Consider the following 12,215-nt stretch of genomic DNA (forward strand, 5'->3'; position numbering starts at 1 on the left):
CTGCAAAAGTCTACTGCTTTCTAAGTCGCCATATTATAGGCTTAGCCCAGTCAAAACGCTATGCTTGACATGGGTTTATTTTCCGAGTTTCGGACTTTATTTTTAACCTTTACTGGACTGTCGCTGTTAATTTAATCTGCCCTGCTTCAGAAATTAATTCCATTTTTTCAATACTTAAACCCATTTGCGCTAATTGGGTTAAAAAATTTGCCAACACGGCATAATTGACATGACTCGCTACAAGTTGCATCTTGTCACCACTTTGCTGCGAAGCAACCGATAAGCCTTGTTGCTGAGCCACACGCTGAATTTTATCGGCTGCACTGAGTTGAGCATCATTAGCTGGTTTCATTGTGACTGCATGACTTTGCATCACCACCACCAAATCTTTAAGATCATTCACCCGTTTTTGCTGTTTTTCGGCTGCGGCATGCATATACCACAATGCAGAACCCACCGCAGCAACGATCACAAAGATTGTGGTAAACACCACCAAAACACGCTCACGTGTATTTAAACGATCTAAATAATCTTGCACCAGTTCAATACGTTGATCGAACCAAGTCGACATTTTTTCCATGGCTTTCATTATTGTATTTTCACCAATCCTACTGCACCTGACGCGCTCGGCTGAATATTACCCAGCTCGACCTTAAAACCCTGCTGATTCAATTGCTGAGTGAGCGCTTGCAAGGTCGCTGCCGAATTAGCATTCAATTCCATGTTCAACATATTGGCATCAAAACTCACACGATTAGCCACAATTTGATTTTGCATCAACACAGGGCCAACACGACCGAGCAATTGCAGCGCTTGAGTATCTGCATTTTTACTCATGCGTACCTGACTTTCAAACTGGCTTTGAATATTTTGCTCGGTAATACGGCTGTTTGCGCCAAACCAATATTGATATTGTTCTATGGCTTGAACCGCTGTTTGATCTGCTACTTTTTTAAGCTTGCTCCAGCGCAGTGCATCATAGCTAAATTGCACAATTAAAATCCCGAGCAACACTGCTGCACAGGCTTTCCAATAACCTGAAATACCCGTATCTTGCTTGGCTTTTGGCAGCATGTTGAATGGATGCTGTTTGGCTTTCGCCAATGCAGGTACTACATAATGAAAGCTTTCTAACTGCTCTTGTGTTGCAAATGCTTCAATACTTTGTATTTGCTCTGCACTAAAGTTGGTGATTTTATAGTTTCGTTCTGCAGTTTGATAATCTAGATAAAGCGCCAGATCATCAACTGAATAACCTAAAAATTCACTTTCACGTACCAACAAGCATCCGCAAATATTTCCAATCACCGTTTGCCCTACATCAGGTTGCGGCAAGATTAAAAAGTCAGGTAACAATGCACTGATTTTAACTGGCAACAAACTTAATACATGCAAATAGGTTTCAATACTATGCTTAGCAACTCCCAACACGGTTATTTGCTCAGGTGGCTGAAAATGATGAGCCACCTGCATCGCATCAATTGGCAATACGGTATATTCTTCTAATAAATACTTCACACCATCGGTACCCAATTGTTTATATTGGGCTTTAGGTAAAGTTTGTTGCATAATTTGCACATCACGGCTTGGGAAAAACACCACAGCATCTTTTCCTTGAAAAGATTGCAATGCCTGAATCAAGGCATCAAGATTATCTGCCTGTGTCCAGTGTTCCCCATTTGACCATTGCCAAACCCCATTGGCTTCTGGCATCCATAAATACAGCATTATTATCGTTCTACCGTTGAATTGTATTTAACTTTATACATTTATTTTATGCGTTTGGAATAAAACTTTTGATTTGGGTTGAAAGTCCCGCAGCAATTACTGCCTGCTCATAAATACGTGCTTCTGCCAAATGATAGGGATGGAAAGATTCTGAAGTCAAAATTTCTGCCATGTGTGCCACCACATTCATGTGACACACCACCGCAATTGACTCATACGGCAATTGTGACAACCATTCCACCGCAACTTTTGCATCATCTTCAGGTTTAATGGTATTGCAGACCACCACAGGCACATCTTTAAAATATTGCTGCAAATGTGCCAAGGTTTCTTGTGCACGCAATAAAGGACTAACCACAAACACATCGGGCTGAATGATATTTTTTAAATAGTCTGCCGTTTCTTGTGCTTGTATATGACCACGCTCAGTCAAAGGACGCTGATGATCATTGCCCATAATCGCAGGAGCGGCTTCACCATGACGAACAAGAGTCAGTTGCATAGAATTTCCTTATAGGATGATACACATTAAGTTGTGTCAATTTAACTCAAATTATGCGCTCAGTATAACCTGAGAATATGACAATTCAGTTCACCAAACTGTCATATTCCATGCAAGTTTTTACCTACTGTGGCGCTGTTTTTATGGATGTAAAACTAAACTTGATGATGCGGCAAGACAAATTCCACATCACTACGATGTCCATTCTTCATTAAAGACAGCGCAATGTTCATGGGTGGCGCACCTTCAAAAATCACTTCATAAAGCGCACAAGTAATTGGCATATACACATCTAATTCATTCGAGCGCGCCCGCACTTGTACAATGGTATTAATGCCTTCGGCTGTTTGCCCCAATTCTTCTGTGGCTTGTTCCAAAGTTTTGCCTTTGCCCAATGCATAACCCACTTGATAGTTACGACTCAATGGACTGCTACATGTTGCAAACAAGTCACCGACACCAGACAACCCTAAGAAGGTCAATGGATTTGCACCAAGCTTAACCGCAAAACGACTCATTTCTGCCAATGCACGGGTTAAAATCATACTCTTGGTATTTTCACCCACGTTATAAGCGGCTGCCATGCCCATCGCCACAGCATAAATATTTTTCAGCGCACCGCCTAATTCCACACCATTCACATCATCGCTGGCAAAAACACGGAATAACGCACTGTGTAAAGCTTGCTGCACTGCATAACGCACCAATTCAGAATGACTGGCAATGACCGTACCTGCAGGCTGCCCCGCCACAATTTCTTTAGCAAGGTTTGGGCCAGACAATACGCCATACGGCACTTCAGGCAATTCTTCGCGGATAATATCGCTCATAAAACTAAAGGTTTTGGCTTCAATACCCTTGGTTAAAGACACCACTGCTTGCGCACTAATAAAAGGTTTAATTTGACGCAACACATCACGGAAAGAATGACTTGGAATAGCCACTAAAATAATGTCACGGTCACGAACTGCAGTTTCCAAATCTGAAACGGCTCTTAAACCCTGCTCCAACTGAAAATCTGGCAAATAACGTCGATTAATATGCGTTTCATTAATTTCTTTGGCAGTTGCTTCATCACGAATCCAAATCATCGTGTCGCAGCCATTACGTACTGCTGTATTGGCCATTGCTGTGCCAAAACTGCCACCACCCAATACTGTAATACGTAACGCAGTTTTTCGATCTACTGCAACAGGTTCAACCAAATCGGTAAAATTTAATTCTGACATTATTGTTATATCCTAAAAAATAAAGACTTATGCGTTCCAATAACGAACATAAGCTTGCGTATTCAACTCAGTGCGGGCAGGAATGGCTTTGGCTGCTGTTCCCACATAAATAATGCCTGAAATTAAATCATCTGCATTTAAGTTTAAAGCTTGTTTCAGCAAGTTTGACTCAACGACTGCACCACTGCGCCACATACTGGCAAAACCCTGCGCCTGCAAAGACAATAAAAAGTTCTGTACCGCAGCACCTGTACTTAAAGTCTGCTCAAAACATGGCACTTTTGGATGATCCTGAAATTGTGTTAACGCCAACACTAAAAGTGGCGCACGAAATGGATGCTGTTTCACTCGCTCCAACTGAACCGCATCGGTTTCGCCCATGTCTGCCAAGGCTTGAGAAAGTAACTCACCAAATGCTGCACGTTGCTCGGCAGTAATCACCACAAAGCGCGTAGGTTTTAAACGATGATGATCTGGTGCGGTTAAAGCTGCCTGAAAAGCCATTTCTAGCTGCTCAGTATTTGGTGCAGGTTCAACTAACTGCCCCGTAGACTGACGTTGATGAATATTTTGATGAACGATTTCTACCGCTGTATCCGTCATTGACTTATATAACTATTTCAAAAAGCTCGGTTAAGATTAGCATAAACTCAAAAAATTGCGCTATTTCCGTATGCTTATTTGCAAGATTCTGATTAGGGTCTATATGTCTGCACTTTTAAGATGAACCTGCTCAGCACATCTAAACAATGATGCTTTGACGCATTCATCTATAGTTTAAGAGCATGAAAATACATTATGGATTGGGTTTGATGTGTATAAATGAATGACGAATTATCAACACAGCCTATACAGTGTCTACATCTAAAACCATCCAGATTATGTTCAACTAGATCAAATTGTTATTTTCAATCTCTACACATTTGAATTGAAATATCATCAACAAACAATACGCGCTACAGCGTTTTAGCCCCGAGGTAGATATGAAAAAAATAGTCGCCTTTTCTAGCCTTGCCGTTTTTGCACTTTTAACCGCATGTGCCACCACGCCAAATAATTCTCTTGCCATTCAAAAAGAAAACAACCTATATGAAGTCACAGGTTTAGGTAAAAGTAATATTATTGCCAAAAATAATGCAATTACAGCTGCCAATAAAACCTGTGGTACTCGTGCCGCTCCAGTCTTGGTTGATGAAAAAACATCTTATAACGGCGCACTCAAAGGTGTAGTCGATGAGCAAACGGGACAAATGATTCAGGCGGCAGCAACTGTTTTAGGTACAATTGCGGGACGTAATACTGATATTGCTCGCGATGATGATTATCAAACTGTGCTGACCTTTAGATGTCAGGCAAAGTAAATTATTACAGCACGACATAAGAAGCAAATACAAAAAAGTCGCTCCACTGAGAGCGACTTTTAAACTAAGAACAGCAGGATTTAAACTAAAAAATAGCTTAAATGAGTAATTAGCAATAACCATCTAAACGTGTTAATGGCAATTTTTGACCAATGGCTTTTTCAATTTCTGGTAAATAGAACGCATCATCTTCCGACAAGAAGCTAATACTCACACCACGTGTACCTGCACGACCTGTACGACCAATACGGTGCACATAATCATCTGACTGTTCAGGCAAAGTGAAATTCACCACATGCGAAACACCATCGACATGAATACCACGCCCTGCAACGTCTGTTGCAATCATGATGTTATGTTTGCCATTTTTAAACTGATCCAGCATTTTTAAGCGTTTGTCTTGGGCAATTTCACCTGACAACATCACCACTTTATAGCCATCACGCTTTAAATGATCATAAAGCTTACGCACCTGATCACGCCGATTGGCAAAAATCATGACTTTTTCAATCGGCTCATCACGTAAAATTTCTTCAAGCAATTTGTATTTATCGGTTTTGGCAACCATATATACCCGTTGCTCAACATCGGCATTGGTTTTCTTTTCAGGTTCAATTTCGACTGTAACAGGTTCAAATAACCACTGTTGAGCCAAGTTCAACACATCATAACTAAAAGTTGCCGAGAACATTAACGTCTGACGCTGTTCCTTACGCGGTGAATAACGCACAATACGTTTTACCGATGGAATAAAGCCCATATCCAGCAAGCGGTCTGCTTCATCAATCACTAAAAACTCAATCTGATCTAGCCAAACTTCTTTTTGTTCTACAAAATCAATCAAGCGCCCTGGTGTCGCAACAATAATATCGACAAAGTTTTTATTGAGTTGTGACTTTTGCTTATCAAAATCTACACCACCCAACAAAGTCACCACATTTAAGTCGGTAAATTTGGTTAAGTCTTTTGCATCACTTTCGATTTGCAAAGCCAATTCACGCGTAGGCGCTAAAACCAATGCACGTGGTTCACCACGATAACGCTGCCCTTGAATTGGGTTATTCAATAAATCGTTGATGACACTAATTAAAAAGGCAGCAGTTTTTCCTGTACCTGTTTGCGCACGACCAATGGCATCATGTCCAGCCAAAGTAAATTTTAAAACCTTTTGCTGAATTGGCGTCATTTCCTTGAAACCCAAAGCATCAATAGCCTGTTTCAATTGCGGATGTAAATTTAAGGTTTCAAAACCAGATGACATAAATATGTGCTCGAACTTATACAGACAAAAAACTGACCTATTATAAACAGAAATACAAATAAAAAACGCCCCAATCAGGATTGGAGCGTTTTTTTAGAATAATCGAGTGATTAGTCTAGTGGCTGTACTTCTTCAGCTTGGAAGCCTTTTTGGCCTTTTACTACGCTGAATTCAACACGTTGGCCGTCACGAAGTGAACGGTGGCCGTCACCTTGGATCGCACGGAAGTGAACGAATACATCGTCGCCGCCATTGCGTTGGATAAAGCCAAAGCCTTTAGTGTCGTTGAACCATTTAACTACGCCTTGTTCACGAGCTGTCATAAGTTAATCCTCATTGATTAAAAAGAAGGACCACCCGGTGTTGCAAACAGCAGAGCAAACAAAGTTTAAAAATATTTTTATTTCTAAGCTTGTAATCATTCTGTATAACTATTAACAAAATCCCGGTTACATCCATTTGTAATAGGGCGACAAACAATGATTGTCTATCTAAAATCCTAAATACGCATCGAGCTTAACACGGGTTTATGACAATTAATAGATTTTTTTTGATTTATCTTGTTCAGTTTGAAACGATTTGAACAAATGGAAAATTTTTATTTCTGTTAAGTGACTTAGCACAATTTTGATCTATAAATTTTATTGCAAATATCTCACAAAATAAGCCAATTCTCTTGCCCTTATGCGCAGTAAGCCGCGCAATGAATAGCCCCGATGCTTCAGATGAAATTTATTTGGGATTTGTGAGCGAATTTGCTAGTATGATCATTCTGTTTTTTAAGGCGAATTTTTACTTCAATGCTGTGTGATGCTGAACAACCTATCATAGTGATTGATGCCATGGGACAACCTTGTCCTATGCCTTTATTGATGCTAAAACGTGCCCTTAAACATTCAGATTCTGCACGGTTTTTATTGAAGTCATCTGATCCGCACAGCCAGCAAGATGTGGCGCGTTATTGTCAGTTACATCAATACGGCTGTGAAGCAAGCCAGATTTCGGCAACAGAGTTTCATTATGTGATTGATGTTGCCAAGCCAAAATCATCGCAATAAGTGCATCTATTTGATTGTTCATTTGTTTTAATGACTTAATATTCGCCGCTTATTGCTATAAAGATTTACATATCTACACCAATTTTACTTATTTAAGTAGAATATTGGCATTAAGATAAAGACATCGGTTATTTTACCTACCCAATCCTATAAGGAGATCTCATGAGTGACAGCAGCAATCAGTTGATGCCCCTGTCATTATCTGCACCAGGGGTAAACCTCGGGGCTTATATTAGTACTGTTAACCAAATTCCTATTTTAACGGCTGAACAAGAAAAAGAGTTAGCCGAGCGTTATTATTACGATCAAGATTTAGACGCGGCCAAAATGTTGGTCATGTCGCATTTACGTTTTGTGGTGCATATTGCACGAAGTTATGCGGGCTATGGTTTACCGCAGGGCGATTTAATTCAGGAAGGCAACTTGGGCTTAATGAAAGCCGTGAAACGCTTTGACCCGAATATGGGCGTGCGTTTGGTGTCATTTGCCGTGCATTGGATTAAAGCTGAAATTCACGAATATGTTATTCGTAACTGGCGTATTGTTAAAATTGCCACCACCAAAGCACAGCGTAAATTGTTCTTTAATTTGCGTAGCCTCAAAAAATCTAGCAAGAAACTGACGCTTGAAGAAGCACAATCTATTGCCAATGACTTAAATGTGACTGCAGAACAAGTCTTGGAAATGGAAGGTCGTTTAACGGCTTATGACGCAGCTTTTGAAGCACAGGGCGATGATGACGATGAAGGTTCAACTTATGTTGCACCTGCATTGTATTTGGAAGATAACCGTTACGACCCTGCACGTTTAGTCGAAAACGAAGACTACGAAGAACAAAGCACTTCTGCTCTGCATGAAGCTATGGAGCAGTTGGATGATCGTTCACGTAATATTTTGCAGCGTCGCTGGTTAGATGATGATAAATCGACCCTGCATGAATTGGCAGCAGAATATAATGTTTCAGCAGAACGTATTCGTCAGCTCGAAAAAAATGCCATGGAAAAAATTAAAGTGGCAATGTCATCAAACTAAACTGACACTCTCAAGATGAATACAAACACATCGAAAAATAAAATTGGGCAAACTGCCCTTTTTTATTGTCTTGGATTTGTACAACCCACATACGGGCAGGCAATTCTCAGATTTTCCCAAGCTTAAAAATGTGCTAAGGTTAAGCGCAAAATTAAATAGGTCAATTTGCGTATGTGGATTGCAATTTCTGCCTTGAATTTAGCGGTTGCGGTATTACTTGGTGCATTTGGTGCACATGGTTTAAAAGCCCGTGCAACTGAGGTTCAATTGGGTTGGTGGCAAACTGCAACAGATTATTTTTTCTATCATGCTCTTGGACTTTTGGCATTAGGCATCTTAGCTAAAGTGATTCCACAACTTCCCATTAAAGCCAGTTTTATTCTAATCCAACTGGGTATTTTATTTTTCTGCGGTTCACTTTATATCATGGCATTGGACATTGTACGCGGCTTGGGCATGATTACCCCAATTGGTGGTGTGCTCATGATTGCGGGCTGGCTGACCTTAGCATGGCAAGCCATGAAATATGCTAAATAAAGCTCAATTGTATTTTGTAATTTTGAAGATGGATTCACGGTCATGCAAATTTATCTGAATGGCGAAACACAACAGACCTCTCACACGACCCTGTTACAACTGATTCAGGCATTAGATTTAGAAGGCAAACGTTTTGCTGTGGAGCAAAACGAAAAAATTATTGCCAAAAGCAAACTTGCCGAAACCCCTATTTGCGATCAAGACCGCATTGAAATTATTCATGCCGTTGGTGGCGGCTAAACTCGGAGCACCCATGCAAGATACCTTTAAAATCGGTTCACGTACCTTTAATTCACGTTTATTGGTGGGTACGGGCAAATACAAAGATTTAACCGAAACAGATTTGGCGATTCAAGCCAGTGGCGCAGAAATTGTTACGGTTGCCATTCGTCGTGTAAACATTGGGCAACATCCAGATCAGCCAAACTTACTTTCCGTAATTCCACCAGAAAAATACACCATTTTGCCAAATACAGCAGGCTGTTTTGATGCCAACAGTGCCGTGCGCACCTGCATGTTGGCGCGTGAATTGCTAGATGGTCACAACCTCGTCAAACTAGAAGTTTTGGGCGATGAAAAAACCCTCTACCCAAATATCACCGAAACTTTAAAAGCTGCGCGCACGCTAATTGACGATGGTTTTGAGATCATGGTCTATACTTCAGATGACCCGATTGTGGCACAAGAATTGGAAAGTATGGGCTGCGTGGCAATTATGCCGTTGGGTAGTTTAATTGGTTCGGGCTTAGGTATTCTTAACCCGCATACCATTTCAATTATTAAAGAAAATGCCAAAGTACCTGTATTGGTAGATGCAGGTGTGGGTACTGCCAGTGATGCTGCGATTGCAATGGAATTAGGTTGCGATGGTGTGCTGATGAATACTGCAATTGCAGCAGCACAAAACCCAGTGCTAATGGCATCTGCGATGCGTAAAGCAGTAGAAGCAGGACGTGAAGCTTATTTGGCAGGACGTATGCCACGTAAGCGTATGGCGAATGCCAGCTCACCTGAAACGGGTTATTTCTTTAAATAATCATTAGGGTCTTTTCCAAGTCCGACAACTCAAATAAAAAGACGTTGAGTATTAACTCAACGTCTTTTTTTATTATGCGATTTGGGCAAATAAAAGCCAATTAAGGAATCAAACCTTCATCACGCATAGCAATTTGTACCGACTGACGCGCAGCAACTTTATTACGGATTTCAACCACATGGCTATATGGAGTTAAATCATGCTCAATATAGTTTGACCAATTGGTGATAACAAACAAATACGCATCGGCTGGACCAAAGTTATCATCCACCAAATATTCATGGTCTGATGATGCAATCGCTTGATCAATATAAGTCAACAAACGATCAATTTCTGCATAGGCTTTTTCTTTGGCTTCTGCATCTAAAGGCGCACCAAAAAATACTGCGTAAGCGTCATGTAATTCAGAGTTGAGATAACCCAACCATTCCAAAACTTTAGCACGACCCAAACCAGATGGCGGAATTAAATCCTGCTTAGGGTCTTGCTGCGCTAAAAATGGCAATAGCGCTACGTTTTCCGTCAAAATCAAACCTGGGTTAATTTCTAAAGCAGGTACATAACCTTTAGGGTTAATTTCGTAGTAATCGACACCCTTTTCTGTTTTATGGGTTTTTAAATCTACACGCTCAATATCGAAATCGACATTCACTTCATTTAAAATAATATGTGCTGCTAAAGAACTTGCGCCTGGTGAATAATAAAGCTTCATATTTGATCCTTGTTATATAACTATCTCTGTTGTAAATCGCTTGTCACAAACTTGCAAGTGATTGAACCTATAAATTGCAAAAAAGCGAAAATGTCTTAAAAAGCCCTTACGCTTTGACTATCCTGCAAAAGACAGGCTTTTTCAAGTCTGTTTTGCCTGCTTTTTTATCTCTAGATGTTTTAACATACAGCCCTTTAAAGTTTCATGAAATTGAGATTGTGATTAGCCTGAAAAAAGAAGAATGGTTTTCCAATATCCGCACCGATGTTTTGGCAGGTTTAGTGGTAGGTTTGGCATTAATTCCTGAATCAATTGCCTTTTCGGCTATAGCAGGCGTCGATCCGCAAGTCGGCTTATATGCATCGTTCTGTATTGCGGTCACGATTGCTTTTTTTGGTGGGCGTACTGCCATGATTTCTGCCGCGACAGGCGCTATGGCATTACTGATGATTACCCTCGTCAAAGAACATGGTTTGCAATATTTATTGGCTGCAACAGTACTCACAGGGCTGATTCAGGTTATAGCAGGCTATTTTAAAGTTGCCAAACTGATGCGTTTTGTTTCGCAATCGGTAGTTTATGGCTTTGTAAATGCCTTGGCGATTTTAATTTTTGTGGCGCAACTGCCTGAATTATCGAAAATGGATGGCTTAGGCTATTTATTTGTAGGATTAGGTTTAGCGGTAGTCTATCTGTTTCCATACATTCCTAAAATTGGTAAAAGCATTCCCTCGCCTTTGGTCTGCATTATTGTGCTGAGTGTGGTTGCTTTATTACTTGGTGCAGATATGCGTACCGTAAGCGATTTGGGACAATTTCCCGACACGCTGCCTATTTTTCTAGTGCCTGACATTCCACTGAATTTTGAAACTTTATTTATTATTTTTCCTTATGCCATGACCTTAGCCACAGTCGGTTTACTCGAAACTATGATGACTACTACGATTGTCAATGAAGCCACAGGCACTGAAGCAGATCGGCATCAGGAATGTCGTGGTCAGGGTTATGCCAATATTGTTAGTGGCTTTATGGGTGGTATGGCAGGCTGTGCCATGATTGGGCAATCCATTATCAACGTCAGTTCTGGGGCACGTACACGTCTCTCTACACTTACGGCAGGCGTGTTTTTACTGTGCTTGGTGGTATTTCTCAAAGATTGGTTGGCATATATTCCTATAGCAGCCTTGGTTGCGATTATGATTATGGTGTCATTCACGACTTTTAACTGGGATTCCATCCGTAATTTTAAAAAGCATCCGAAACAAAGCAATATAGTCATGTTAGCTGTGGTGATTGTGGTGTTAGCTACCCATAACCTTGCTTTGGGTGTTTTTGTTGGCGTACTGCTTTCTGCTTTATTTTTGGTGAATAAACTGGAAAGTGAAGTTAAAGTCAGCTCATTTTTATTAGGCGAACATACCCGCCAATATGTGATTTCAGGGCAAATTTTCTTTAGCAGCTCGGAAAAGTTTTATCAGTTTTTTGATTTTTCAGAAGACATTAGCAATGTCACCATCGACTTAACGCATGCGCATATTTGGGATATTACCTCTGTAAATATGCTGAATAGCGTAGTGAACAAATTTAAAGCGCAACAGATTAAAGTGCATATTATTGGATTGAATGAAGCCAGTCATACCTTAATTGATCAATACAGTGCCCATTCGTAATTACTGTATTAAAATACCGTTGATGATGTTAAATGCTGAATCTTGATGATTCTGCATTTTTTATACTCAAAAGATGCAGATTTATCGCA

15 protein-coding genes are annotated in these 12,215 nt (G+C 40.4%); 7 read left to right on the plus strand and 8 right to left on the minus strand.

All coding sequences use genetic code 11. From position 1 onward, the window contains the following. Positions 1–109 precede the first annotated feature (109 nt). The 5 genes from gspM to FTT74_RS00460 form a co-directional block, all read right to left on the minus strand. A complete protein-coding gene (gene gspM, locus FTT74_RS00440) occupies positions 110–589 on the minus strand; it encodes a type II secretion system protein GspM (RefSeq protein WP_179988424.1) in 480 nt (159 codons plus the stop codon). Beyond that, positions 589–1,728: a type II secretion system protein GspL gene (gene gspL / locus FTT74_RS00445; protein WP_179988423.1), complete on the minus strand. Its 1,140-nt coding sequence runs from the start codon at positions 1,726–1,728 to the stop codon at positions 589–591. The genes gspM and gspL overlap by 1 nt, the downstream gene beginning before the upstream one ends. A gap of 46 nt (positions 1,729–1,774) precedes the next feature. Continuing rightward, positions 1,775–2,230 (minus strand): histidine phosphatase family protein, encoded by a 456-nt coding sequence (locus FTT74_RS00450; protein WP_004971483.1) that lies wholly within the window; start codon positions 2,228–2,230, stop codon positions 1,775–1,777. A gap of 155 nt (positions 2,231–2,385) precedes the next feature. Next, positions 2,386–3,459 (minus strand): NAD(P)H-dependent glycerol-3-phosphate dehydrogenase, encoded by a 1,074-nt coding sequence (locus FTT74_RS00455; protein WP_178318507.1) that lies wholly within the window; start codon positions 3,457–3,459, stop codon positions 2,386–2,388. Between the two features lie 27 nt (positions 3,460–3,486). Further along, positions 3,487–4,062, minus strand: coding sequence for a nitroreductase (locus FTT74_RS00460; protein WP_104851808.1), 576 nt, complete (start codon positions 4,060–4,062; stop codon positions 3,487–3,489). A 380-nt stretch (positions 4,063–4,442) separates the two neighbouring features. On the opposite strand from FTT74_RS00460, the gene FTT74_RS00465 reads away from it, so the two are divergent. Further along, complete coding sequence (locus FTT74_RS00465) at positions 4,443–4,820, plus strand: hypothetical protein (protein ID WP_004971490.1); 378 nt, start codon at positions 4,443–4,445, stop codon at positions 4,818–4,820. A gap of 109 nt (positions 4,821–4,929) precedes the next feature. On the opposite strand, the gene rhlB is transcribed toward FTT74_RS00465, so the two are convergent. Together rhlB and FTT74_RS00475 are read right to left on the minus strand one after the other, a co-directional pair. Continuing rightward, positions 4,930–6,081: an ATP-dependent RNA helicase RhlB gene (gene rhlB, locus FTT74_RS00470; RefSeq protein WP_004971493.1), complete on the minus strand. Its 1,152-nt coding sequence runs from the start codon at positions 6,079–6,081 to the stop codon at positions 4,930–4,932. A 110-nt stretch (positions 6,082–6,191) separates the two neighbouring features. Further along, positions 6,192–6,404, minus strand: a complete 213-nt coding sequence (locus FTT74_RS00475) for a cold-shock protein (RefSeq protein WP_004648643.1) — start codon at positions 6,402–6,404, stop codon at positions 6,192–6,194. Between the two features lie 477 nt (positions 6,405–6,881). On the opposite strand from FTT74_RS00475, the gene FTT74_RS00480 reads away from it, so the two are divergent. From FTT74_RS00480 to FTT74_RS00500, 5 genes are all read left to right on the plus strand, one after another. Next, positions 6,882–7,139, plus strand: a complete 258-nt coding sequence (locus FTT74_RS00480) for a sulfurtransferase TusA family protein (protein ID WP_004971495.1) — start codon at positions 6,882–6,884, stop codon at positions 7,137–7,139. A 162-nt stretch (positions 7,140–7,301) separates the two neighbouring features. Continuing rightward, on the plus strand, positions 7,302–8,171 hold the full coding sequence (rpoH, locus tag FTT74_RS00485; protein ID WP_004971496.1) for an RNA polymerase sigma factor RpoH: 870 nt from the start codon (positions 7,302–7,304) through the stop codon (positions 8,169–8,171). Positions 8,172–8,342: 171 nt separating this feature from the next. Next, positions 8,343–8,708 (plus strand): DUF423 domain-containing protein, encoded by a 366-nt coding sequence (locus tag FTT74_RS00490; protein WP_179988422.1) that lies wholly within the window; start codon positions 8,343–8,345, stop codon positions 8,706–8,708. Between the two features lie 42 nt (positions 8,709–8,750). After that, entirely contained in the window at positions 8,751–8,948 is a 198-nt protein-coding gene (thiS, locus tag FTT74_RS00495; RefSeq protein ID WP_104851805.1) for a sulfur carrier protein ThiS, read from the plus strand. A gap of 13 nt (positions 8,949–8,961) precedes the next feature. Continuing rightward, the gene (locus tag FTT74_RS00500; RefSeq protein ID WP_004971502.1) at positions 8,962–9,744 is read left to right on the plus strand and encodes a thiazole synthase; all 783 of its coding nucleotides are present in this window, start codon (positions 8,962–8,964) and stop codon (positions 9,742–9,744) included. A 100-nt stretch (positions 9,745–9,844) separates the two neighbouring features. On the opposite strand, the gene FTT74_RS00505 is transcribed toward FTT74_RS00500, so the two are convergent. Continuing rightward, complete coding sequence (locus FTT74_RS00505; RefSeq protein WP_179988421.1) at positions 9,845–10,456, minus strand: glutathione binding-like protein; 612 nt, start codon at positions 10,454–10,456, stop codon at positions 9,845–9,847. A gap of 218 nt (positions 10,457–10,674) precedes the next feature. Here FTT74_RS00505 and FTT74_RS00510 point away from each other — a divergent pair, with 218 nt between their 5' ends. Further along, complete coding sequence (locus FTT74_RS00510; RefSeq protein ID WP_096902541.1) at positions 10,675–12,126, plus strand: SulP family inorganic anion transporter; 1,452 nt, start codon at positions 10,675–10,677, stop codon at positions 12,124–12,126. Positions 12,127–12,215: the final 89 nt, after the last annotated feature.

Origin of the sequence: Acinetobacter sp. YH01007 (assembly GCF_013420425.1) — a bacterium.
Lineage (GTDB): Bacteria > Pseudomonadota > Gammaproteobacteria > Pseudomonadales > Moraxellaceae > Acinetobacter > Acinetobacter towneri.

Coding starts and splice junctions, on each gene's coding strand:
- FTT74_RS00500 (WP_004971502.1), top strand. CDS start 8,962: ATGCAAGATACCTTTAAAATCGGTTCACGTACCTTTAATTCACGTTTA.
- FTT74_RS00490 (WP_179988422.1), top strand. CDS start 8,343: ATGTGGATTGCAATTTCTGCCTTGAATTTAGCGGTTGCGGTATTACTT.
- FTT74_RS00460 (WP_104851808.1), bottom strand. CDS start 4,062: ATGACGGATACAGCGGTAGAAATCGTTCATCAAAATATTCATCAACGT.
- FTT74_RS00505 (WP_179988421.1), bottom strand. CDS start 10,456: ATGAAGCTTTATTATTCACCAGGCGCAAGTTCTTTAGCAGCACATATT.
- rhlB (WP_004971493.1), bottom strand. CDS start 6,081: ATGTCATCTGGTTTTGAAACCTTAAATTTACATCCGCAATTGAAACAG.
- gspL (WP_179988423.1), bottom strand. CDS start 1,728: ATGCTGTATTTATGGATGCCAGAAGCCAATGGGGTTTGGCAATGGTCA.
- FTT74_RS00480 (WP_004971495.1), top strand. CDS start 6,882: ATGCTGTGTGATGCTGAACAACCTATCATAGTGATTGATGCCATGGGA.
- FTT74_RS00465 (WP_004971490.1), top strand. CDS start 4,443: ATGAAAAAAATAGTCGCCTTTTCTAGCCTTGCCGTTTTTGCACTTTTA.
- FTT74_RS00475 (WP_004648643.1), bottom strand. CDS start 6,404: ATGACAGCTCGTGAACAAGGCGTAGTTAAATGGTTCAACGACACTAAA.
- FTT74_RS00455 (WP_178318507.1), bottom strand. CDS start 3,459: ATGTCAGAATTAAATTTTACCGATTTGGTTGAACCTGTTGCAGTAGAT.
- thiS (WP_104851805.1), top strand. CDS start 8,751: ATGCAAATTTATCTGAATGGCGAAACACAACAGACCTCTCACACGACC.
- FTT74_RS00450 (WP_004971483.1), bottom strand. CDS start 2,230: ATGCAACTGACTCTTGTTCGTCATGGTGAAGCCGCTCCTGCGATTATG.
- gspM (WP_179988424.1), bottom strand. CDS start 589: ATGAAAGCCATGGAAAAAATGTCGACTTGGTTCGATCAACGTATTGAA.
- rpoH (WP_004971496.1), top strand. CDS start 7,302: ATGAGTGACAGCAGCAATCAGTTGATGCCCCTGTCATTATCTGCACCA.